General features: G+C 46.9%; 25 protein-coding genes and 1 pseudogene. 20 read left to right on the top strand and 6 right to left on the bottom strand.

Annotated features, from left to right (window positions below; all coding sequences use genetic code 11):
- Positions 1–9 precede the first annotated feature (9 nt).
- From M662_RS07440 to M662_RS07450, 3 genes are read left to right on the top strand one after another with little or no spacing between them, the layout of a single operon-like run.
- On the top strand, positions 10–249 hold the full coding sequence (locus M662_RS07440) for a DUF2651 family protein (protein WP_008640261.1): 240 nt from the start codon (positions 10–12) through the stop codon (positions 247–249).
- 29 nt (positions 250–278) lie between these two features.
- Entirely contained in the window at positions 279–1,208 is a 930-nt protein-coding gene (locus tag M662_RS07445) for a S66 peptidase family protein (RefSeq protein ID WP_236096545.1), read from the top strand.
- Between the two features lie 3 nt (positions 1,209–1,211).
- Positions 1,212–1,409, top strand: a complete 198-nt coding sequence (locus M662_RS07450; RefSeq protein ID WP_026578545.1) for a hypothetical protein — start codon at positions 1,212–1,214, stop codon at positions 1,407–1,409.
- Positions 1,410–1,458: 49 nt separating this feature from the next.
- Here the strand turns inward: M662_RS07450 and M662_RS07455 are convergent, their stop codons facing one another.
- Positions 1,459–1,857: a hypothetical protein gene (locus tag M662_RS07455; RefSeq protein ID WP_026578546.1), complete on the bottom strand. Its 399-nt coding sequence runs from the start codon at positions 1,855–1,857 to the stop codon at positions 1,459–1,461.
- Positions 1,858–2,128: 271 nt separating this feature from the next.
- On the opposite strand from M662_RS07455, the gene M662_RS07460 reads away from it, so the two are divergent.
- The 7 genes from M662_RS07460 to M662_RS07490 all read left to right on the top strand — a co-directional run bounded on the left by M662_RS07460 (position 2,129) and on the right by M662_RS07490 (position 6,522).
- Positions 2,129–2,698, top strand: coding sequence for a GrpB family protein (locus tag M662_RS07460; protein ID WP_152522235.1), 570 nt, complete (start codon positions 2,129–2,131; stop codon positions 2,696–2,698).
- Positions 2,699–2,845: 147 nt separating this feature from the next.
- A complete protein-coding gene (locus M662_RS07465; protein WP_162129284.1) occupies positions 2,846–2,992 on the top strand; it encodes a hypothetical protein in 147 nt (48 codons plus the stop codon).
- Positions 2,989–3,723 carry a hypothetical protein gene (locus M662_RS07470; RefSeq protein ID WP_026578547.1) on the top strand — a complete coding sequence of 245 codons (735 nt, stop codon included), beginning with the start codon at positions 2,989–2,991 and terminating at the stop codon, positions 3,721–3,723. Before M662_RS07465 ends, M662_RS07470 begins: the two co-directional genes overlap by 4 nt.
- Positions 3,724–3,913: 190 nt before the next feature.
- A complete protein-coding gene (locus M662_RS07475; RefSeq protein WP_026578548.1) occupies positions 3,914–4,903 on the top strand; it encodes a S66 family peptidase in 990 nt (329 codons plus the stop codon).
- A gap of 127 nt (positions 4,904–5,030) precedes the next feature.
- Complete coding sequence (locus M662_RS07480; RefSeq protein ID WP_026578549.1) at positions 5,031–5,366, top strand: PadR family transcriptional regulator; 336 nt, start codon at positions 5,031–5,033, stop codon at positions 5,364–5,366.
- Positions 5,363–5,704, top strand: coding sequence for a DUF1048 domain-containing protein (locus M662_RS07485; protein ID WP_008640273.1), 342 nt, complete (start codon positions 5,363–5,365; stop codon positions 5,702–5,704). The genes M662_RS07480 and M662_RS07485 overlap by 4 nt, the downstream gene beginning before the upstream one ends.
- A 32-nt stretch (positions 5,705–5,736) precedes the next feature.
- Positions 5,737–6,522 (top strand): phosphotransferase, encoded by a 786-nt coding sequence (locus tag M662_RS07490; protein ID WP_026578550.1) that lies wholly within the window; start codon positions 5,737–5,739, stop codon positions 6,520–6,522.
- Between the two features lie 278 nt (positions 6,523–6,800).
- On the opposite strand, the gene M662_RS07495 is transcribed toward M662_RS07490, so the two are convergent.
- Positions 6,801–7,580: an SDR family oxidoreductase gene (locus M662_RS07495; RefSeq protein WP_026578551.1), complete on the bottom strand. Its 780-nt coding sequence runs from the start codon at positions 7,578–7,580 to the stop codon at positions 6,801–6,803.
- 335 nt (positions 7,581–7,915) lie between these two features.
- On the opposite strand from M662_RS07495, the gene M662_RS07500 reads away from it, so the two are divergent.
- Positions 7,916–8,410: a hypothetical protein gene (locus M662_RS07500; protein WP_051348968.1), complete on the top strand. Its 495-nt coding sequence runs from the start codon at positions 7,916–7,918 to the stop codon at positions 8,408–8,410.
- 123 nt (positions 8,411–8,533) lie between these two features.
- On the opposite strand, the gene M662_RS07505 is transcribed toward M662_RS07500, so the two are convergent.
- Positions 8,534–9,298, bottom strand: a complete 765-nt coding sequence (locus M662_RS07505; protein WP_008640277.1) for an SDR family NAD(P)-dependent oxidoreductase — start codon at positions 9,296–9,298, stop codon at positions 8,534–8,536.
- Positions 9,299–9,400: 102 nt separating this feature from the next.
- Here M662_RS07505 and M662_RS07510 point away from each other — a divergent pair, with 102 nt between their 5' ends.
- Positions 9,401–9,778, top strand: a complete 378-nt coding sequence (locus tag M662_RS07510) for a MerR family transcriptional regulator (protein WP_008640278.1) — start codon at positions 9,401–9,403, stop codon at positions 9,776–9,778.
- A gap of 404 nt (positions 9,779–10,182) precedes the next feature.
- Here the strand turns inward: M662_RS07510 and M662_RS07515 are convergent, their stop codons facing one another.
- Positions 10,183–10,443 carry a hypothetical protein gene (locus M662_RS07515; protein WP_026578552.1) on the bottom strand — a complete coding sequence of 87 codons (261 nt, stop codon included), beginning with the start codon at positions 10,441–10,443 and terminating at the stop codon, positions 10,183–10,185.
- A 243-nt stretch (positions 10,444–10,686) separates the two neighbouring features.
- Between M662_RS07515 and M662_RS07520 the strand changes: the two genes are divergently transcribed.
- Positions 10,687–10,911, top strand: coding sequence for a hypothetical protein (locus tag M662_RS07520; RefSeq protein WP_236096546.1), 225 nt, complete (start codon positions 10,687–10,689; stop codon positions 10,909–10,911).
- An 85-nt stretch (positions 10,912–10,996) separates the two neighbouring features.
- On the opposite strand, the gene M662_RS07525 is transcribed toward M662_RS07520, so the two are convergent.
- Positions 10,997–11,791 (bottom strand): SDR family NAD(P)-dependent oxidoreductase, encoded by a 795-nt coding sequence (locus tag M662_RS07525; protein WP_008640283.1) that lies wholly within the window; start codon positions 11,789–11,791, stop codon positions 10,997–10,999.
- Between the two features lie 38 nt (positions 11,792–11,829).
- Complete coding sequence (locus M662_RS07530) at positions 11,830–12,837, bottom strand: AraC family transcriptional regulator (protein ID WP_008640285.1); 1,008 nt, start codon at positions 12,835–12,837, stop codon at positions 11,830–11,832.
- A gap of 878 nt (positions 12,838–13,715) precedes the next feature.
- Here M662_RS07530 and M662_RS07535 point away from each other — a divergent pair.
- The 7 genes and pseudogenes from M662_RS07535 to M662_RS07560 all read left to right on the top strand — a co-directional run bounded on the left by M662_RS07535 (position 13,716) and on the right by M662_RS07560 (position 20,270).
- A complete protein-coding gene (locus tag M662_RS07535) occupies positions 13,716–14,711 on the top strand; it encodes a LacI family DNA-binding transcriptional regulator (protein WP_026578553.1) in 996 nt (331 codons plus the stop codon).
- A 96-nt stretch (positions 14,712–14,807) separates the two neighbouring features.
- The gene (locus tag M662_RS07540) at positions 14,808–16,163 is read left to right on the top strand and encodes an ABC transporter substrate-binding protein (RefSeq protein WP_026578554.1); all 1,356 of its coding nucleotides are present in this window, start codon (positions 14,808–14,810) and stop codon (positions 16,161–16,163) included.
- A gap of 94 nt (positions 16,164–16,257) precedes the next feature.
- Positions 16,258–17,238 (top strand): carbohydrate ABC transporter permease, encoded by a 981-nt coding sequence (locus M662_RS07545; RefSeq protein WP_081694933.1) that lies wholly within the window; start codon positions 16,258–16,260, stop codon positions 17,236–17,238.
- 5 nt (positions 17,239–17,243) lie between these two features.
- A complete protein-coding gene (locus tag M662_RS07550; RefSeq protein WP_026578556.1) occupies positions 17,244–18,098 on the top strand; it encodes a carbohydrate ABC transporter permease in 855 nt (284 codons plus the stop codon).
- A 102-nt stretch (positions 18,099–18,200) separates the two neighbouring features.
- A pseudogene (locus tag M662_RS07555) lies at positions 18,201–19,172 on the top strand (glycoside hydrolase family 32 protein); the annotation flags it as partial.
- A 66-nt stretch (positions 19,173–19,238) separates the two neighbouring features.
- Entirely contained in the window at positions 19,239–19,655 is a 417-nt protein-coding gene (locus M662_RS19750; RefSeq protein ID WP_442858832.1) for a GH32 C-terminal domain-containing protein, read from the top strand.
- A gap of 12 nt (positions 19,656–19,667) precedes the next feature.
- Entirely contained in the window at positions 19,668–20,270 is a 603-nt protein-coding gene (locus M662_RS07560; RefSeq protein ID WP_026578557.1) for a YesL family protein, read from the top strand.
- Positions 20,271–20,359 lie beyond the last annotated feature (89 nt).

A 20,359-nucleotide genomic window follows, 5' to 3' on the forward strand; every position in this document is an offset into this window, starting at 1 on the left:
GGGCGCATCATGTCCGAGTTTACCATCGTTTTTCTTTTGTGTCCGTTAATGGTACTCGCTGCTTCGGTAATCGGCCATGCCGTTTTCCACAAATGGGCGGTCATGCCGACAGCTGTATTTGTCGTGTTTACCATTCTTACGTTCACCGTTTTCAATTCGAGCTTTTTCATCTGGGTGATGGTGTATACGGTTCTTTCCATCATCGTAAGCCTTTTGATGAATAGAAGGAAAGGAAACCCTGCTTATTGAAGGATAAGGAAATCCCGGGAGGAATGTTAATGAAGAAGGAAGCGGGCACGATGATAAAACCGAATGCTTTACGAAAAGGGGACAAGGTTGCGGTTATTGCACCGGCCGGTCCTCCGGATCGAGTGCTGCTTAATCAAGGCATAGCCGCATTGGAGGAGATGGGGCTTAATGTATTCATCGGCCGTCACGTGTTCGATGGGGAGGAAGCGGGAGCGCATCTTATCCAAAATCGGGTGGATGATGTCCATGCAGCGTTCCGCGACCCTTCCATCCGAGCGGTGTTTTGTGCGAATGGCGGATACGGGTCGGCGAAACTCGCGCCGATGCTCGATTACCAATTGATGGAGCACAACCCTAAGATTTTCTGGGGGTATAGTGACCTTACTTATTTGCTGGAAGCCATTCGTAAAGGAAGCGGTCTCGTTACCTTCCATGGACCGATGGTGGCGTCCGACTTGAATGAGGCACAGAGAACGAGCGGAACCCTTACTTCCTTTTCCCCTTTGTTCACGGGGGAAAGCGTGACCTTTGATTCCAGGAACTCGCAGCTGTTCAAGCTGGCTCCAGGGACAGGGACGGGCCGTATCATCGGCGGGAATCTCACGCTTCTCACCAATGGGATGGGCACACCTTATCAAGTGGAAACGTCCGGAGCGATTCTTTTGATCGAGGAAGTCGCAGAGCCCGCCTTCCGCATTGATTTGATGCTTACCCACCTGAAGCAGGCAGGAGTCTTTGACCAGGTGGAAGGAGTCATTTTAGGAAATTTCCAAGTGGAACAGGAGGAGGAAGCACGGGTGAGTCAAGTGCTGGAAGACTTCTTCGCTTCCTCGCCGTTTCCAGTCGTCGGGAACTTCCCGTTCGGCCACTGCTCTCCGAATTGCGGCATTCCGCTGGGTGTGAACGCGACCTTGTCCACTTCTCCGCCTCAATTGGTGATCGAATCGGGGGTCGTTTAGTTTATGAAGAGGTTGAACCGAAAAGCGCGTCTTTTGCAGTGGACATTCATCGTCCTCCTACTTGCTGCGTTTGCGTTGATGCTTGCGGGTTTACGAGAGAGCGTGTCCTTTGTGGGGGCGACGGCCGCTGCGTTTATCGTCAATTTGTACTGGGCGGTTATAGAGCATAAGCGGAAACGGAAGGAAAAGGAAAACAGGTAAAGAGGAGGGGAAAGGGGGTAAAGATAGGAGGTATACAGTGGTATACCATTTAACGACCTTTCATCGGTTGCTTTTTACCTGAACGACTCCTCAACAGCTCATCAATGACGAAATAAAAAACTGCTATCACAAGAGAGTAAAATGTAAAAGTCCATAATATAAAAAGCGGTAATATTCCCGCAAAAATATGAAAGGCATAAGAAAAAAAGAAACGTGCTGCTCCCCATTTTTTTGTAATTAAATCAGATACTATTGAAATAGGTAGCCCATACAAAAATACGCCAATAGATATATATCCAGCTACAATGCTAAAGCTACTCACGAATCCAGGAGATTGCTGCTCCCCTAAAAGCATATGGGGTGGAGTAACTAAAGTGACAATGATGGATGCAATAACCGTGGTAATCAATGCAGATAATAGCTTTCTTCTTAATAACAACACCTTCACACACCCCCCCTTAGTTACTATTCCGTCCAGAGAGTATGAACGGATAACAATTTGTTTTCTGTCTTGCTTGGAAATTGAAAAATTCGAGCTCTTTCTATTTTGGAGTACACTCTCCATTCTTCACTAAATTTCACTTTCATTCTTAAACCTTATTTTATAAACAAGCCCTCTATATAAAATACCATTATTTGTTAAGTGTTATAAAGCTATTCTTGAAGTACCATAAAGATTTTCTAAAGACAGCAGTTTCAGTAAAAAGAGGAGAGATGAAATGGTTAATCGTGCGATGAACGTTATGGTCAAAGACTACGAGGAAAGCTGGCCGGTTTTGTTTGAAGAGGAGGCCGAAAAGCTGCGAGCCGTTTGGAAGGGAGAACTTGCTGCCATTCATCATATCGGCAGTACGGCCGTTCCCGGACTGAAAGCGAAGCCTGTCATCGACATCATGCCGGTGGTGGAGCAGATAGAAAAAGTGGATGACTACAATGAATCGTTGCTGGCATTGGGGTATGAGCCGCTCGGCGAGATGGGGATTCCGGGGCGGCGTTATTTCAGGAAAGGCGGCGAGAACCGGACCCACCAAATCCACGTATTCCAAAAGGATAACCACCACGAAATTGACCGGCACCTTGCCGTCCGTGATTACCTGCGGGCGCACGAGGAAGCGGCGGCCGCCTATGGCGCGTTGAAAGCGTCCCTTGCCCTTGAGTTTCCGAAGGATATCGCCGGATACAGTGCCGGGAAGGACGACTTTGTAAAAGAGTTGGAAAGAAAAGCGCTGGATTGGAAAAGGAAGAATGCATATCCATTTCGTTTTTCCCATTCGGATGGTTCTTTCTAACCGTTTTATGTGAATCTATCACATTCATCTATACAGGAATCTTTTGCAGCCATACATTATATCAAACCTGGATGTTATGTAAGACAATCAGGTTACTATAATGAGGAGTATGAAAAATGAATGATTCAAATAATCATGTGAACGGCTATGGAAAATCCTGCTGCCAGGGCTGCGGTAATAACTGTCCACCCCCGTGCAGCAGGGACAAGTGCTGCCGTTCCTGTAACGGACATGACGACAAGAGATCCTGCCGATGTTCCTGTAAAGACGTTTGTGTTGGAGGCGGCTTGGTGAATGTGAATATTATCGGATTCAATACCAACGGTTTTACGTATGTCATCAGCCAGGGGGGACAGCAGGTTGAACGAGCCGTATCCCTTAGTGCATTTGGGATCGACTTTAACCCGTTTGGTCCGCGGATGATTTCTGGAACAGTTCGAAGCGACGGCACGGTGGTCACTGGTGGAGAGAACTTTTCCGTTTCGCATGAGGCGTGCACGGGTATCTATACCGTTACGTTCAAAAGGGCTTTCACCATTGTCGACGCGGAAAATCAGCCGCCGGAAGTGACGGTTATTCCTGAACCGATTAATGTTGGAGTCGGGGCACCGGTGGGGAACGTTTCTGATATTATTACTGGATTGGTGGATGCTCAAGGCCGGATTCTTGACGGTACAACACTTGGTACTAGTGACGAGTACGCCTTTACCATTGTTAAAAACCCGAGCGTGAATGGATACTACAGGATGCGTTTCCGCCCGGAGTTAAATGTGGAATTGCTTCTAGAGGGCGGAGTGCAGATAGAAGTGTTTGAAGACTTGATCCCACCGCAGGAAAGCTGCTGCTGTTCCTGTACCTGCTGCGAGAGCGGAGCCAATGGAGACATTCTCGGCTATGGTGTCGATTTAATTAATGTGGACAAGACTGGGTTCATTTACCGTCCGTATGAGGAGACGATTCTGGGGAAAAATTATCGGGATCTGCCGGTTAACTTTTCTGTATTGTTTATTCGAAAAGAGTCGTAATTATTGTTAAACGATTAGGAAACCATTCTGATCTCCAGAATTCATCCGTTTTATTGAAGAGGAAGGCCGGTCGATAGAAACCGGCCTTTTTTTGATCATGCTTGTTCTTTCTTCAGGCTGTGGTATGCTGATTTGTAAATCATTAACTGTTTCATGCTATTTTCCAAGAATTATAGAGAGGGGAAACCACATGCCTGGCTTACATATAGGAGATAAAATCGGTATCTTCACACCATCCTCTCCGGCGACGGTTACAGCCAAAGTCCGGTTCGAACGGGCGAAAGCGTTTCTTGAAGGGAAAGGATTCACCATCGTAGAAGGACGTTTGACAGGAAAAACGGAAGGTTACCGTTCCGGTTCGCCGAAGGCACGGGCGGAGGAGCTGAATGAGTTGTTAAGGGACCCGGACATAAAGATGGTGATGGCATCCATCGGCGGGACTAATTCCAACAGCATGCTTCCCTACATCGATTACGAAGCATTCCGCACCCACCCGAAGCTCGTCGTCGGCTATTCCGATGCGACGGCGGTCCTGCTCGCTCTCTATCATAAGACGGGGATGACAACCTACTACGGCCCCGCGCTCATTCCATCTTTCGGCGAGTTCGAACCGCTTGTCGAAGACACGTATCGATATTTCGAAAACTATTTCCTGAAAGACATGAAGCTTCCCTATGAGGTTCCAATGCCTCCCTATTGGTCGGACGATCCAGTAAATTGGCTGCATCAGACAGGAAAGAAGAAGCTGTTTGATAATGCCTGGATTACGAGGAACGAGGGAACCGCCGAAGGACGCCTGATCGGGGGCAATGTCAATGCCATGTACGGATTCATCGGAACGGAATATTTCCCTCCTGTGAAAGAGGGGGACATCCTCTTGATAGAAGATTGCATGAAGGATGCATCCACAGTGGAAAAGAACTTCGCGATGCTGAAGCTGCACGGCATCTTCGATCGTGTTTGCGGCATTCTCTTAGGGAAACACGAACGGTACGACGATCTCGGCACGGGAAAAGAACCGATCGATCTGCTGATGGAACAGCTCGACGGCCGGGACATTCCGGTTATCGGTGAGTTCGACACGAGTCATACCCACCCGATGCATCCCCTCGCCATCGGGAAAAAGGTGCGGATGGACACGCAGACTCGAACGGTGCAGTGTGTGGAGGCGTGGATCTGACATTCTATAAAGGGTGATCTGCCTGCTGCTTATACGGAATAGCTTGACCAGCTATTCCGTTATACTATATAGTGGTAGTAAGTAATACTTAATATCGGTATCACATAGTACTGGAAAGGAGGTACACATGAGTAATTTCAGAGAAATGATGAAAGGGGTCCTGGAAGGATGTGTGCTTGAAATCATCAGTCGCGGAGAAACGTACGGCTATGAAATCACCCAGCAGCTACGCAAGCTCGGCTTCACCGACGTTGTGGAAGGGACCGTCTATACGATTACGATGAGGCTGGAGAAGAACAAGCTGGTGGAGATCGAGAAGAAGCCTTCCAATATGGGGCCGCCGCGGAAGTTCTACACCTTGAACCGGGCCGGAGAAGAGCAGCTGGAACTGTTTTGGGAGAAGTGGGGATTCCTCTCGTCAAAAATCAACGAACTGAAAAGGGAAAGGGGAGAACAGCAATGAGTATTTTTGAGAAAATGATCGGGAGTATGCAGGACAAACGGGAATGGAGAGCAATGGAAGCGCGAGCCAAGTCACTGCCGGAGGAATACCATACGGCTTATAAGGCGATTCAGAAGTATATGTGGACGACCGGCGCACCGACGGATTGGGAAAGCACGCACCGCATCTTCAGCGGCATCCTTGATCTTTTCGAAATGGGGGCGGCAGAAGGGAAGAAAGTCACGGACCTTACGGGAGAGGACGTAGCGGCCTTCTGTGATGACCTGGTGAAGGATGAACAATCTTGGAGAGATAAGCACCGCCGGCAATTGAATGATACGATCCGCCGTGGTGAGTGAGGGCGGTTTTGAACAGGGAAGGGGCATGTCAGTTGGCTGATCATGGAGAAGAAAGACTCGCCGGAGGAAACGTATCAAACGTGTACCGGGCAGGAAACACCGTCCGGCGGGAGTGGAAACCGGAAAGCGGACGCATCCACAAGCTGCTGCTGCATTTGGAAAAGAAGAAGTATCCATATGCCCCGAGGTTCCTCGGGGTGGACGATCAGGGCCGGGAAGTTCTATCCTACATCGAAGGGGAAGCCGGTCATTACCCTTTGAAAGGATACATGGGATCCGATGAAGTGCTCACAGAGATCGCAGGGATGCTGCGCAGGTATCATGATGCCGTCTGTGACTTTCCTATCCCGGAGGAGTGGCCGTCGCTCGATCGGACGCCTGCGCCGAGGGAAGTCATCTGTCACAATGATTTCGCCATGTACAATATCATTTTCCATAACGAGCATCCCGCAGGAGTCATTGATTTTGATGTCGCAGCCCCGGGGCCGCGGATGTGGGATATCGCCTACACGTTATACACGTGCGTCCCATTGAGCCGCAAGCACGATGATGCAGACGGTAATGCCGTCCCCTATCGTTTTCCGGAAGATGCCGAGCGGATCAAACGAAGGGTGAAATTGTTTTTTGCAGGCTACGGAATGGAAGAAGAAGGATACTTGGAGATGGTCGAGCTTCGTTTAGAAGGTCTTACAGCCTTAATGACGAGAAAAGCGGCCGAAGGAGACGCTGCCTTTCAGAAGATGATAGAGGAAGGACATCTGGAACATTATCAGAAAGACATCGCCTTCCTCTGCAAGCACGGGAAGGAATGGATGTAAGCAGGGAAAAAGGAAGGGGAACGTATCGGTTCCCCTTCCTTTTTATGTTGTGAAATAATGGTGTAGTGAGCGGGCTCCGGAAAATGGGATGCTTTCCACGGGGCGGCCGGTGAGCCTCCTCATCGCGATGCTCTTCCGGGGTCTCACCTGTTCCGCTAATCCCGTAGGAGTCACCCATTTTCCTCCGCCCTTCGCCATATTATTCTAACACTCCCCTTGTTACAGAAGTTCTCCGTACGCTTTACGCAGCCGGTTGTAATAGAAAGTATTTGATAGGATTATGACGAAAATCCTCCGTCGGAATGGATGATTTGTCCGGTGATCCAGGCGGCTTCGTCACTGGCGAGGAAGGCGATCAGCCTGGCTGCGTCCGCAGGTTCGCCGATCCGTCCCATCGGAAACTTCGTCCGCAGCGTATCTTTCAGCGTCCCGCTCATCCAGCCGGTGTCCGTCGGACCGGGATCGACAGCATTGACCGTAATGTGGTGGGTAGCAAGCTCCAGCGCAACGGATTTCGTAAACGCAGATACGGCGCCCTTTGTCGCTACGTACGCCAAGTTCCCCGGCTCCGGTGATTTGTCCTGACCGGAAACCATATTGATGACCCGGCCGCTGTGCTTCCCCTCGATCCGGCGTGCGAATTCCACCGTCAACAGGCATGTGCCTCTCACATTCACTCCGTAATGAGCATCAAGGATGTCCGCCTGCATGGACCGGAAATCGACATCAACGGAATGGGTGGCGTTATTGACGAGGATGGAAGGGGAGCCGAGTGTCCCGCTCACGGTATCCAATAATTCTGCCGCCGCATCCGGTCGGGACAGATCGAGCTCCATCGATGCACACCTTACGCCAAGGCTGCGGATTTCTTCCATCAGGATGTCCGGCCAAGCGGCATCTTTTTCTTCCGAGTAATCCATCGTACGGTCGTACGCGGACCAGTGGGTGAAGAAGATATCGGCTCCTACCTCAGCAAGCGTCCTGCATATGGCGGTGCCAATTCCGGATTCCCGGCTGGCCCCTGTTATAATGGCAATGTTATGAATGAGTCGTGTCATAAAAAGCATCTCCCTTTATGGAAACGCTGAGCAGACGGCTATCGGAGATGTTAGGTTTACGCACGTATCCTTAATAGAAGAACACCGATGCGGTAATAGCAGAAGCCAGCGATCCTGTAATGGCATACGAAATAAACGTCCCTTTTGATTAAAGGAACTCTCTTTTTCATCCCGTACCATTAAAGGATATCGCCCATACCGATCCATGCTCCTTTCGTCCATCTCCTTTCTTCATCTAACCATAATATCCAAATGTAGTAAACCTCTTCTGCAGCCGTTCCTTTCATGATACACTGATTGTAATATTTTTCTATTTGGAGAAAGGGGGCGTAAGGATGTTGAAAAAGAGCCTATTCTTTTCTGTCCTGGTCTTGTTCCTGCTTGCTGCCTGCTCGGAAGCCGAGGGAACGGAACCATGGAAAGCAGCCGTCATCGGGAAGCTCCCTGATTTTTCCGATGAGACGGTGGATTTCTCCTCTTATTCCTTGAAGGAATGGACGGAGGACGGTTCGCTTTCCGACCAATACGATGCGTTATTTGTGATGCCCGATCAGTTTGCGGAAGCTTCACAGGATAAATATGTTTCCATGTTCAAAGAATCATCGGTGCCGGTAGTTTTCGTGAAATCGGAAAAGCGCCATCTTCCTTTTGTAACGGAGGGAATGGATTATGAAGCGACTCCGGATGCTGCGAAGGCTGATTACTTCGCCACTATTTATGAGTGGACCGGCGGGGAAGAGAACAGGGAGGATGTTTGGTATATCGAGGATACAGAGGACGATTCCGCCAATTATCAGCATCTTCTGGAAAAGCTTGCTTCGATTCAGTAAGGATGGACATAAACGAAAAGGCTGCCGATGGATAATCGGCAGCTTTTTTTTTACACCTTGTTCGGTGCGGTCGGGCTGCGGAAAATGGGATGCTTTTCTGGATTTCTCGTCAGCCCCTTCTATTCAATTATTGGAATTGCGGTCGACGTAAGGAAAAATCGGATCTTTCAGATGGAACTCATAGGTGTTTCCGTCTACGATGCCGACTACTTTGTCACTGTCGTAAAGGTCCAGCAGGAAGTGGGCCATTTCTTTGGATGTATGGTACTTAGGCAAAGCCTCGTCATAGTTGAACTGATCGACATCCATTGCCTGCTTGGCAAATTCGGATTCGGTCGCGGCCGGAGCCAGTACTTTCGCCCGCATTTTCGCACCCCGGCCTTTCAGCTCCTGGGCCAGTCCTTCTGTAAAGGCACTGACGAAGAATTTGGTGGCACAGTAGGTCACGGCGTTGGCTACGATCGTATATCCGCCACCGGACGAGATGTTGATCAGCTGTGTGCCTTCTTTTTCTGCATAATCACGTGCAAACAGAGATGAAAGAATCGTCAATGCTTCGTTGTTTAATCGCAGCATCGTTTCAATCTTCGTCAGGTCATGCCCGGACACGGGATCGAAGTTGCCGAAACCGGCGTTGTTGACCCATGTCTCCAATTCATATTCCTTCAGGCTTTCATACAGGTCATACACCTGGTCGCTTTTGGAAAGGTCCGCTGTTTTGATGACGACCTCCACGTTCTTATCCAGTCCGTTGATCTCCTGCTTCAATTCTTTCAGCTGCTGCTCCCGTCTTGCCACAACGATGACGTTTTTGCCGCGGGCCGCGAAGGCGAGGGCTGTTTCATAGCCGATTCCTGAACTTGCTCCTGTAATAACCGTGTATTTCATGTGAATACCTCCAATGATTTTATGTTATGCTCCTAGCATAAGGCTTGAAGTGCACTTCAACGCAAGCATAAACACTTTCATTAACCGATTGGAGGAAAAGATATGTTTACAATTAGGGAAACGGCGGAGATGCTGGAGCTGAAACCGCACACGCTTCGGTACTATGAACGGGAAGGTATCATAACGAGTGAAAGAGATGAACAGGGGTACCGGACATTTACAGATGAACAGATCGGCTGGCTCCGCTTTGTTAAGAAGCTGCGGGAGACGCAGATGCCGATCCAGCATATTAAAGAATATGCCGAGCTTTATGTAGAAGGGGAGCATACCTCCTCGAAACGCCTGGAGCTGCTGGAAGAACACCGCCGGGCCATCCAGGAACAGCTGCGGACACTGAGGGCGACCGAGGAAATGCTGGATCATAAGATCGAAACGTATAAAGAGTATCTAAGGGCAGGAGAGGAACATCCGACGACATAACATCTTTTTGAGAGGCTTGTCATGAAGAAGGTCGCAGGTTTGTTACGTATGCTGCTGTTCCTTTTTCTCGCATGGTTCCGTTTTATACATACGAAACAGAAAAAAGTGAAAAGCATTCGATTCACGGAAAAGGTGTCAGCTGACATTTCCTGTTTTCGTAATATGTAAGCACCATAAGTAATAGCGTAACGGAACGACCATCTGCGTGCTGAATATAGAGGCGGGAGTGCAATTTTTTTAAGAAACATTTTTACTATCGACGTGTGTCATCCTCTTTATCTATTGAAATATCCAATCGTTGTTGATAATTGCTAACAAAAGAACCGCACAGAAAAACCCACTCTTGTCATTAAGAGTGGTTTTTTTGTATTTCTACCCGATAACGAGCGGTATTACTTTGTTGATTATTCTGGTGTTATACCAGCCATCATTGCTGCGAATGTCATAAGGCTTGCGGTGGCCAACAAGACGACCAGAGAAATAGAAGCCAACACTTTTTGTTTCTTGAATGACACGGCGGTCAATAGGATCGCGACAATCAAGAAAGTCCAAATGACGATGATCGACTGCGATCCGTTTAAAAACAACAAGGACGAGAATCCGGCAATCGGGACGATGCTGAACAGTAACATATAAATTCCAAAGAGTGTATCTTTATTCTTCACTGGGAATCCACCTTTCTTTTTTGCAAATTATAACTTCTTAACCATTTTATAACAAAAAATCTGAATTTCAACTCATTTGGCAGATAGAAAATTGCTGTCACAAATTATATACCTTTATTTTCCAATTTGTAAGATACAGCCCTTTTTCCCGGATGCAGTGGAGAGTCTGAAGCAATCGGGAACCCAACTCCTGAAGATTTTCTAAAGGAGGAGGGAGCCGATATTTTTCTTCTGGACGGATATGTGTACTCAAATGCGGAAGGTATTGAATGGGTCGAGGAGTTGGCATACACAGCAGGCGGACAAATCGGGGAAATATCGAGGCAGACGGATAAAGCGGTCCTTTTCCGCAACGGAACGGCCAACCGACTTCCTGTGGGAACAAAGATTTACGAAACGAATACGCCGGTCTGCATGGCCGTGGTGGATGGCAGAAAGCTACTCTATTTGAAGATGGTCGAAGGGTGAGGAAGATTTTTTATCGACTGGAATGACAAATCCCATTCTGGTATGGTGCTTTTTCATTGACGGGATGTAGAGTGCCGGTTGAGCGTTAAAAGATAGTCGGTACCAGGCCGCCATCCATACGGATCGGGGATCCTTTAAATGCCGATGCATAAGGACTGCAGACGAATGTTGTCAGCCTACCTACCTCGGAGGGTCTGATGAATCTTTGTATCTCCGATTGAGGGAGGTTTGCGGCCATAAATGCCTTTTCTTTCTCTAAGAACGTCATGTCTTTATTATCGTACATTCCCTCAATAATCTGCTGCACATTCTCAGAGAGGGTCGGGCCTGGCATGATCGTATTGACGGTAACATCTTCTCCTCGTGTCAATTTAGATAAGCTTTTCGACAAAGATAACAGCATGGATTTTGTCATACAGTATTGTGGCATTTGTCCGGAAGGCATAACGGCTTCTTCACTGGCAATAAAGATAATTCGACCAAACTCCTTGTTCCGCATTTTAGGTAAATAAAATTTAGATAAACCATTTGCAGCAAGAACATTGGTATGGAAATATTTTTCCCATATTTCATCGGTAACGTCCTCATACTGCATGATTTCATAAATCCCCATGTTGTTTACTAAAAGATCAATATCGGGATACTTTTCGAATAAATGCTCCCGTTGTTCCACATCTGCAATATCGGCTGCCGCATTTTGAGGAGAGGTTGCAGGGAAAGCTGCTTGTATTTCCTTTACCACGCCTTCTACCTCTTCCTCCTTTCGGCCGTTAATAAGAACATGAACACCTTCTTTTGCCAGCTCCATAGCAATGGCTTTCCCTATCCCTTTTGTAGAACCGGTCACTAAAGCGGTTTTGTTGGTTAGTCCCATCTCCATCCTATACATCTTCCTTTCATTCATTAATAAAACTGAGCTTACGGTGTTTCACCTAAACGTTCCGTGCGCCAACGGGAAGGAGTATCCCCTTCCCAAAGTCGAAAAGCCCGATAGAACGAGTTTTGATCTTCATAACCAATCAGAAAGGCAACTTCACGAATATCGAGCGAAGGATCTGCTAAGTACTCACGTGCCAGCTCCTTCCGAACTTGTGTCAACAAATGTTTGAAGCTCGTCCTCTCCTCATGAAGCCGGCGCTGCAGGGTACGGTTGCTCATCCCGAGCTCCGCGGCGGCTGTTTCGATACCAGCACGTCCTCCCGGCAGGCTGCGTTTCAAAAACCACTTGACCATTTCTGTAACGGAATTACCGGATTGGTGCTCCGCAGCCGATTGATCCAAAACAGGAGCCAAGACTTCAAGCAGCTCTGCGTTATACGAGGCGAAAGGGAGGTCAAGGTCCTTTCGGTGGAGGATCAATGTATTCCTGTTTCCACCGGTTTGGACACGGCATCCGAAGTAAGCTTCAAGCGGCTGAACGTCGCCCGGCAAGCACGAAAGTTCCACGGATTTCGCAGTCAATGGACGACCAGTACCCCGCCGTCCTAACTCCAGAAGAAAGGCAAGCGTAATACCTGCTAACACCGCCGGACCAGGCTCATCTTTAGACATCCATCCCAGTTCGATAGAGCACTCATCACCATCTTCTGTGATCAGTAAACCCTCAGGAGGACACAGCCGCTTATAACGAACCATTCGAGTTAGAGCGTCGCGATAGTCACGAGCGTGATAAGCAGCTAAAACAGTCGGCGGAAAATGAACGGTTTCGAAGCCGGTCGACAGCCTGATGATTGCTTCAGACGTGTCCCCTATGAGATCAGAGTACGCCTGCCAGATGGATAGATACTGGGAGGAGGTGACCATCGGTTCATGAATTATGGTGAGTGGAAGTCCCGCTTTTCGGGCTATTTCATGAGGGGAAACCCCCAGCTGTTGTACTCCCGTCCAAAATCCAGCCGGAAATTTAATACGGGTATCAGACGTCATTTCCTACACCTCCTTCGGCTGTCTACAGCCTGCCTTTGTTTATATCTACCTTGTTGGTAGGATACGTATCATCTTATCAATCGGGTGTTGTTTTGTAACTAGCAAAAGGCGACATACGACTAACAATTCCCGCCAAATTTATGCTGTTGATGGACTGGATATAGGGTCAGCCTGTCCTTTTAGTAATAGCCATCATCTTATCACCCAAGTTCGTTTTAAGAATCGTTACCAGGCGTAACAAAAAGGTTCTTCTACAGCAAAAAGAGAGTTTTCTTGGTAAAAGAAAAGCAATATTAACGGATACAGTTATAAAAGTGAGCAAAGTTTCTGGAAATGTCAGAAATGAAAGAGAAAATCGTTGGGATGATGTAGACTTCTATACAGAATATGGAGAAAGCATCTTTATTTTTCTTAATAACCAACTCATAATACATCAGTTAAAACCGAAAAATAAAAGGGAAGAAGTTCAAAGCTTCCTTCATAGCAGGGGAGTTGAAAAAAAAGCGTAGGTACGACCTTATTTAATGCAATGCCCGTGACTATTTTACCTAGAGTATAGAAAATTCAAGGGAAACATTAACTCGATCAGAATCTATGGTGTAATATTCAGATTGCATAGTAACTCGTCTTTCATAGGAACCTAATCAAAAAGTTAATAGATCATGTTAAGTGTGCTCATTGAATGGGAGTACACTTTTTTATGTTTGGAAAGGCTGTGATGAGAACTTGTAGACGTACCTCAGTCCCAGTACTACCTAAAACAAAAAAAGAAGAAAATGTAAAAAAACACATTGACGAAAGCGTTTGCAAAGAGTATAGTCTACTTAAAGTAATCGATTACGTAAACGATTAAATGGGTTTAGAAATGAGGATTAACCATGGTTTCCATTAAAGATGTTGCAAAAAAAGCCCAAGTCTCTACAGCAACCGTATCTCATGTGATCAATGAGACAAGATTTGTGGCAGATGAGACAAAGCAGAAAGTACACCTTGCGATGAAGGATTTGAATTATCAGCCTAATCGAATCGCAAGAAGTCTTCGCAGCCGTAAATCCAGTACCATCGGACTTTTGGTTCCGCTGGTTGCAGAAGATACGTCGAATTTCTTTTTCATGAGCATTGCAAATGGAATTGAAAAGGTGTTGAAAGATAACGGCTATAACTTAATACTTAGTAATTCCAATGAGGATGAAGGAACGGAAAAAGATCAAATCCGCGTGTTTAATACGCAGTTGATCGACGGGTTGGTCATTGCCCCTGTGAATGGAAAAGATTCTGCATATAAGAAGGAACTAAAAGGTGACTATCCCGTCGTTTATATTGACCGTCATCCGAGCGGTATCGAAGGGGACATGGTCCTTGTCGATAACCTCCGCGGATCCTATGAAGCAGTCCGTGCTCTCCTGGACAAAGGATATGAACGGATCGGCTTCATCACAGGAACCCTTGGAATTACCACTAGTGATGAACGCTTGAAAGGATATAGAAAAGCCTTGAAAGAGAGAGGGGCACCTATAAGGGAGGAGTTTATTAAAGAGGGGCCTGCCACGTTTGAACAAGGCTATCAATTAGCCAAAGAACTTCATGAGGCCGAAGTATCTGCTTTGTTTGTTGCGAATAATGTCATGACAATGGGAGCGGTTTCTTACCTTAATGAACATCAGGTTAACATTCCTGAAGAAATCGGCATCATAGGGTATGACGATTATGATTGGATGAAGATCACTTCCCCACCTTTATCTGTCGTGAGGCAGCCGGCGTTTGAGATTGGAAAAGTAGCCGTAGAGCAGCTGCTTAAGAGAATAAATGGTTCACAAGAGAAATATACAGAAGTCATGCTCGATTCAGAGTTGATACAGAGAGGTTCCTTTTAAAGCGAACCTTCTCTTTTTACCCATAAAGTAAACGATTACGTAAACGTTTTCGTGATGTAGCAGTTGTTTGTATTCATTATGAAATGGGAGGTATGGATGGTGAAAAAATTATCGTATTTGCTGGCAGGGATCTTATTGGTGTTTATGCTCTCGGCGTGTTCGGGTGAAAGTGATGCGAATTCGGATGCAGATGGTGGCGGCTCTGGTGAGAATATAACAAGTGACACCGTGGAGACTGGTTCTGTTGATACAAGTGTGGAAGCTACTGGGGAAGAAGAGGTCATGCTCGATTTCTGGATTCACCAAACCGGTGAAGACGAAACAAACGCCTACATTGAGTTAATTGATGCATTCAACAAAGAGCATGACGACATCCATGTCAACGCAGAAGTCATCATTGATGACGGAGCCAGTGCCTACAGTGACAGCATCAATGCCGCTCTAGTGGCAGGAAACCTTCCGGATGTCATGGCAGTTGACGGTCCTTACGTCTCAAGCTTTGCTGATGCTGGAGTGATTCAGCCGATTGATAAATATATCGACGAAGAAACGAAAGGCCAATATGTAGATTCGATTATCCAGCAAGGCACGTACAACGATGAATTATATTCCTTAGGAGCAATGGAAGCTTCCGTCATGCTTTATTACAACAAAGATTTGTTGGATGAAGCGGGGATTGAGCCGGCTGATTCTATAGAAGAAGCCTGGACGTGGGATGAATTGATGGAGAATTCCAAGAAGCTCACGACCGAGGATCGTTATGGGCTGAACTTGTTTATGAATTACGGTGTTGGTGAATGGCTGACGTTTATGGGCGCACCGCTTGCATGGTCTAATGGAGGCGCATTGATTTCCGAGGATGGTACAACAGTGGATGGGTATTTAAACAGTCCGGAAACGATGGAAGCTTTCCAGTATGTGAAAGAACTATTTGCGGAAGGCGTTGTTACCGATAGTCCTGGTGAGATGCAGTTTGAAGAAGGAAATGCAGCCCTGGCTTTAGGAGGTCCATGGATTGCTGTTTCGGCTGAAGAAGCTGGCTTGAACTGGGGAATGATGCCGTATCCATACAAAGATGAGAAGGTTTCTCCTTCCGGAAGCATGGCTTATGCTGTCACGAATAATACAGAGAATCCTGAAGCTGCTGTCGAGCTTATGAAGTGGATGACGAATGAAGAAGCAACAATCAAAATCTCGAAAGCTACAGGCATGCCGCCGGCACAGAAGTCTGCGTTCGAAAACATGGAGAAATTCAATGAGCTTCCATGGAGCGTTATGAAAGAACAAGTCATGGAAACGGCTCACGCCCGCCCGGCAACGCCTGCTTATCCTGTATTGACAGATGCATTTGCTCAATCTTTCCACGCTGCTGCTTTGGGCGAAGATGTAGAGAGTGTAGTGGAACAACAGGTTCAGCGTGTCGAGCGTGAATTGAAACGTTTTGAAAAATAGTCCAACTGTTGATCGGGGCCTGTGCCTTGCTGCAGGCTCCTTCCAATTAATAAAGACCCGGCGTTTACAGGTTTGAAGGAGAGGGTGAACAAATATGAAAGGGAACAGTTCTTCTGCGAAACAATTGCCTGATCATCATTATAAGGATCCATCTGAATCAACAATCAAAAGAGTGCCGCCAAATAGGAAGAAAAAAAGAAAATCGCAGGCATTCCAAGAAGCGATGACAGGGTATTTCTTTCTGGCCCCTGCTTTGATTCTTCTGGGTGTATTCCTTTTGTACCCGATGGGAGCTGCTTTTTACTACAGCTTTACAGATTTCTATATTTTAAAGCCGGATGATATTTCATTCATCGGGTTCGAGAATTTTACTTATATATGGCAGGATGCTCAATTCCGACAAGCCTTCTGGAATACCGTTTATTTCTCTGTCATCGTCGTTCCAGTTCAACTGGCAGTGGCGCTGGGGCTTGCTTTGCTCATTAATAAGAAATTAAAATTCCGCGTGTTTTTCCGGACAGCCTTTTTCTCCCCTGTCGTAATGTCTTTGGTTGTGGTCTCCATTCTTTGGACGTTTATGTACAATCCGAACGAAGGATTGATCAACCAGCTGCTCGGACTCATAGGGATTTCCCCACAACCGTTTCTGACAAGCCCTGATCAGGCTATGAATTCCATCATTGCCATGTCTGTCTGGCAAGGGGCCGGGTTCCAGATGATGATCTTTCTGGCAGGTCTTCAAAACATCCCTAACCATTTATACGAAGCGGCAGATATTGACGGAGCAAGCAATTGGCAGAAGTTTTTACATGTGACGCTGCCCGGGTTGAAGAATATTGCCTTGTTTATCTTTATTACGATCAGCATTGCTGCCTTTAAATTACTCGTTCAGCCGATGATCATGACACAGGGAGGTCCGCTTGGGTCTACCAAGTCTCTGGTCTATCACATTTATGAAACGGGATTCAACTATCGAGATGTGGGTTATGCCTCGGCCATGGCCGTCGTATTTACACTGATTGTCCTTACCATCACCATTATTCAGCGGGTGCTCATTCGTGAAGAGAGGGGGTAAAAGCTATGAAAAGAAAGAAAGGAATACAAAGAGTCGCGTTATATGTTTCTGTGATATTACTTACCTTCATCTTTCTCTTTCCCTTAGTATGGATGCTTGTTTCCTCGTTGAAAGATGAGTTTCAAATTTTCAGGGATATGAAATCACTGAAAGCCTTTCTGCCTCCGGCTCCAAATGAAGTGGAAGGGGGGTACTTCCACAACTATATCGCAGCTTTTCAACGTGTCGATCTTATGAAGTACATTATGAACAGCTTGATTTATACAACCGGTATCATTGTCTTTGGACTTATTGTGAATTCCATGGCTGGTTATGCGTTGGCGCGGTTTCGCTTTCCGCTGGCCGGCTTCTGGCTGGGAGTCATTATCGCGACCTTAATCATCCCGCCGGAGAGTATCTTTCTCCCCCTCTACGTTTTAGTGTATGACCTTGGTTGGGTCAATACTTACACGGGTTTGATCGTTCCGTTTATCGCGAATGCTTTTGCCATCTTTTTATTCCGGCAGTTCTTTCTCGATTTTCCTAAAGAGTTGGAGGAAGCCGCCAAGATTGACGGCTGTTCTCAAATCGGCATCTTCTTCCGGATCATCGTTCCGCTTTCCAAGCCGGTGTTTGCGACTGTGGCGATTGTCTTATTTATCAATCATTGGAATGACTTCCTATGGCCGCTTGTTGTCGCTTCGGATGAGAGTATGCGTACCATTCAAATTGGACTGCAGTACTTCATGAACGAACCACCTATCAAGTGGGGGCAGGTGATGGCTGCATTAACGATCGCTACGGTTCCTATGCTGTTGATCTTTGCTTTCCTGCAAAGATACTACGTACAAGGATTAACACACACTGGTTCAAAGAATTAAAGGTTTGTATGCAAGGACGGGCAGCAGACATTGCTGTCTATCGGAAAGAATTTAATAGCGTTGGAAGGAGTGCCATGACATATGATTCAAAACCAGCCGTTAGCGACGAATGGGTATTATCAGGAGAGGTATCGGCCACACATCCATTTCACCCCTGAACAAATGTGGATGAATGATCCCAATGGCCTTGTCTACTTTGAAGGGGAGTACCATCTCTTTTATCAATATCATCCAAACAGTACAAAGTGGGGGCCGATGCATTGGGGGCACGCTGTCAGTAAAGATCTTATGGAGTGGGATCATCTTCCTGTCGCTCTGTACCCGGATGATTTGGGCATGATTTTTTCAGGTAGTGCGGTAGTCGATCACAAGGATACGAGCGGTTTTTTCGATGGGAAACCGGGCCTTGTAGCTGTTTTCACCCACGCCGATGGAGAATTGCAAAGACAAAGCATTGCTTACAGTAAAGACCGGGGCCGGACGTGGATCAAATATGACAGCAATCCGGTGATTCCAAACCCGGGTATCAAGGACTTTCGTGATCCGAAGGTGTTCTGGCATGAGAATACAGAACAATGGGTGATGGTGATTGCTGCAGGGAGGAAAGTTCAATTCTACGTCTCGCCTGATTTGAAGCAGTGGACCTATGCCAGTGAATTTGGAGATGGCTGGGGGGAACAAAAAGGCGTGTGGGAATGCCCTGACCTGTTTCCGCTAACCAATGAAAAGTCCGGGGAGAAGAAATGGGTCCTGCCGATCGGGATTGATGCAGGCGCACCTTCAGGTGGCTCCGGGACGCAGTATTTTATCGGGGAATTTGATGGCAGACATTTTGTTCCACATCAGTCGAAGGAATCTGTTCGCTGGCTTGATTATGGGAAAGACTTTTATGCGGCACAGTCCTTTTCCGATCTTCCTGGGAGAAGGGTGGTCCTGGCGTGGATGAGCAATTGGCAATATGCCAATGACGTACCGACAGATCCGTGGAGAAGTGCCATGACGATTCCAAGAGAGCTGACATTAACGATGATAGAAGGTCGGGAACTCCTGATTCAGAAGCCGGCAGCAGAGCTTACAAGGTTGATAGAAAGGCGAATGGAGATGGATCCCTGCCTCCTTCAAGAGAAGCAATCCATCGCGATGTCACAGCCTGCATCTCCATTCCTATGGGAACTGGAAGTGGAAATAGAAGAAGGGGGTGTCTTCGAAGGCCGGTTGTTCGGAAAACAGGATGCAGGTCTCAGGATCCGCGTGGATCGCGGGAAGAGTGTGATCTCCGTGCAAAGAGACGAAGCGGACCTTGATTTCTCTGAGGAATTTGTGTGCACTTGTCAGGCGCCTTTGAATCCTGATCTTTCGTCCTTCCACCTCAAGTTAGTCTGTGACCATTCCTCGGTCGAACTCTTTCTTGGCGAGGGAGAAATAAGCATGACGAATTTATATTTACCGACGGTTGGTCACGAAGCTAAGTTAAAGGTGGAAGCTGTCCGGGGGGCGGTAGAAGTGAAAGGATCATCGGTTTCTGAAATGAGGTCGATTTGGAAGCATGATATGTAAAGGGGGATGAAGATGAAAGGTACGGGGAACCTTATTTACCTTGTCTGTGATTGGTTAATGCGGCTTGCAATTTTAAATGTATTGTGGATCACTTTCACACTGATGGGCGGCGTAGTTTTCGGTATCTTTCCTGCTTCTTCCGCCAGTGTAGCTTTACTGAAAGAATGGATGGCTGACAGGCGTCCTCGGGTAGTAACGTTTTATTGGAAGAATTATAAACGATCGTTTCTTTCTGCGAATGCTGTATTCCTATGTACGTTTCTTTTTATGCTTCTATTAGGTCTTAACGTATATACCAGTCTTCAGTTCACAGGGATATGGTTCTACCTTTTCTTCAGCGGAACGATATTCCTGGGTGGCGGGGTGTTGATGACGGCCATTTTAACCTTCAACCCGCTCAGCCATGGGATGAAGGCAGTAGAAGCTTTGAAAAACGCGCTTCATCTTTTGCTGCTATATCCAGGCCGCCTGATTTCTTTTATCGCCGGATTCGTTCTGCTTCTGTTATGCTTTCGCTTCATACCCGGGATTCTCCCCTTGTATTCCGTCAATATCATTTTACTGTTAACCGTTCTTTTGTTTCCATTTAAACAGGATGCTCACAGACCCGTCTGATTGAAAGTACGAACAGGCGGGTTTCTTTTTCCATGGGTTGAAAATTTTCAGTGCTATTTTTTGATAACGCTTACAATTAGAGGAGGAAG

The sequence above is a fragment of the Bacillus sp. SB49 genome, assembly GCF_000469135.2.
Lineage (GTDB): Bacteria > Bacillota > Bacilli > Bacillales > Halobacillaceae > Halobacillus.

What these genes read in the sequence shown, in the direction of transcription:
- M662_RS07500 (WP_051348968.1), top strand. Translation starts at nt 7,916, where the DNA reads ATGTTGAAAAAGAGCCTATTCTTTTCTGTCCTGGTCTTGTTCCTGCTT.
- M662_RS07495 (WP_026578551.1), bottom strand. Translation starts at nt 7,580, where the DNA reads ATGACACGACTCATTCATAACATTGCCATTATAACAGGGGCCAGCCGG.
- M662_RS07480 (WP_026578549.1), top strand. Translation starts at nt 5,031, where the DNA reads ATGAGTAATTTCAGAGAAATGATGAAAGGGGTCCTGGAAGGATGTGTG.
- M662_RS07540 (WP_026578554.1), top strand. Translation starts at nt 14,808, where the DNA reads ATGGTGAAAAAATTATCGTATTTGCTGGCAGGGATCTTATTGGTGTTT.
- M662_RS07560 (WP_026578557.1), top strand. Translation starts at nt 19,668, where the DNA reads ATGAAAGGTACGGGGAACCTTATTTACCTTGTCTGTGATTGGTTAATG.
- M662_RS07530 (WP_008640285.1), bottom strand. Translation starts at nt 12,837, where the DNA reads ATGACGTCTGATACCCGTATTAAATTTCCGGCTGGATTTTGGACGGGA.
- M662_RS07525 (WP_008640283.1), bottom strand. Translation starts at nt 11,791, where the DNA reads ATGGAGATGGGACTAACCAACAAAACCGCTTTAGTGACCGGTTCTACA.
- M662_RS07445 (WP_236096545.1), top strand. Translation starts at nt 279, where the DNA reads ATGAAGAAGGAAGCGGGCACGATGATAAAACCGAATGCTTTACGAAAA.
- M662_RS07510 (WP_008640278.1), top strand. Translation starts at nt 9,401, where the DNA reads ATGTTTACAATTAGGGAAACGGCGGAGATGCTGGAGCTGAAACCGCAC.
- M662_RS07535 (WP_026578553.1), top strand. Translation starts at nt 13,716, where the DNA reads ATGGTTTCCATTAAAGATGTTGCAAAAAAAGCCCAAGTCTCTACAGCA.
- M662_RS07450 (WP_026578545.1), top strand. Translation starts at nt 1,212, where the DNA reads ATGAAGAGGTTGAACCGAAAAGCGCGTCTTTTGCAGTGGACATTCATC.
- M662_RS07460 (WP_152522235.1), top strand. Translation starts at nt 2,129, where the DNA reads ATGGTTAATCGTGCGATGAACGTTATGGTCAAAGACTACGAGGAAAGC.
- M662_RS07545 (WP_081694933.1), top strand. Translation starts at nt 16,258, where the DNA reads ATGAAAGGGAACAGTTCTTCTGCGAAACAATTGCCTGATCATCATTAT.
- M662_RS07550 (WP_026578556.1), top strand. Translation starts at nt 17,244, where the DNA reads ATGAAAAGAAAGAAAGGAATACAAAGAGTCGCGTTATATGTTTCTGTG.
- M662_RS07485 (WP_008640273.1), top strand. Translation starts at nt 5,363, where the DNA reads ATGAGTATTTTTGAGAAAATGATCGGGAGTATGCAGGACAAACGGGAA.
- M662_RS07465 (WP_162129284.1), top strand. Translation starts at nt 2,846, where the DNA reads ATGGAAAATCCTGCTGCCAGGGCTGCGGTAATAACTGTCCACCCCCGT.
- M662_RS19750 (WP_442858832.1), top strand. Translation starts at nt 19,239, where the DNA reads ATGTCACAGCCTGCATCTCCATTCCTATGGGAACTGGAAGTGGAAATA.
- M662_RS07475 (WP_026578548.1), top strand. Translation starts at nt 3,914, where the DNA reads ATGCCTGGCTTACATATAGGAGATAAAATCGGTATCTTCACACCATCC.
- M662_RS07505 (WP_008640277.1), bottom strand. Translation starts at nt 9,298, where the DNA reads ATGAAATACACGGTTATTACAGGAGCAAGTTCAGGAATCGGCTATGAA.
- M662_RS07440 (WP_008640261.1), top strand. Translation starts at nt 10, where the DNA reads ATGTCCGAGTTTACCATCGTTTTTCTTTTGTGTCCGTTAATGGTACTC.